An 870-nucleotide genomic window follows, 5' to 3' on the forward strand; every position below is an offset into this window, starting at 1 on the left:
AAAATACCTAAGTATTAAATATAAATATACTTAGGTATTTTTTCTATAATAATGCTATATAACAAAACCACCATTAGGACTTATTACTTGTCCTGTTATAAAGTCTGCTTTATCACTAGCTAAGAATAATGCACAATTTGCTATATCATCAGCAGTTCCATGTCTCATTAAAGGTGTTTCTTCTCTTAACATCTCTAAGATTTCTTCATCTATTCCATTTAGCATATCGGTTTGTATAACCCCGGGAGCTATACAGTTAACTTGAATATTAGATGGACCAAGTTCTTTTGCTAAGGCCTTAGTCATTCCTATTATTGCAGCTTTTGATGTAGAGTAGTGAACTTCAGAAGAACCTCCAACCATTCCCCATATAGATGATATATTTATTATTTTACCACTACATTCAGGTAACATATACTGAAGAGCTTTTTGAGTTGTATAAAAAATACCATTTAAGTTGACACCCATCATTTCATTCCAGTCTTCATCTGTTATATCTGTAAAAAGTTTATTTTGGCTAATTCCTGCATTGTTTATTAATACATCTATTTTTCCAAACTTTCCTATACAATGATTAATAAGTGAATTAGCTTCAAAYCTATTAGATATATCTGCTTTAAATATATCTACAGAGTATCCTTCTTCTTTTAACTCATTGAAAAGTTCTTCTGCTAATTCTTTTGATTTATTATAGTTTATAATTACATTGTAATCATTTTTTGCAAATAATATAGCACAAGCACGTCCAATACCTCTAGATGAGCCTGTTATAACTACTGTTTTCTTTGTCATAATTATATTCCTTTCAAAACCTTTTGATAAATTTGGAATTTATTCATATCTAGTATTATACTAAATATTTAAAATTAA

The 870-nt window shown here is 28.3% G+C and carries 1 protein-coding gene; it reads right to left on the reverse strand.

From position 1 onward, the window contains the following. Positions 1 to 54: 54 nt before the first annotated feature. Entirely contained in the window at positions 55 to 792 is a 738-nt protein-coding gene (gene ymfI / locus G3997_RS04585; protein ID WP_296648803.1) for an elongation factor P 5-aminopentanone reductase, read from the reverse strand. Between the last annotated feature and the right edge of the window lie 78 nt (positions 793 to 870).

The sequence above is a fragment of the Romboutsia sp. 13368 genome (genome assembly GCF_018336475.1).
GTDB lineage: Bacteria > Bacillota > Clostridia > Peptostreptococcales > Peptostreptococcaceae > Romboutsia.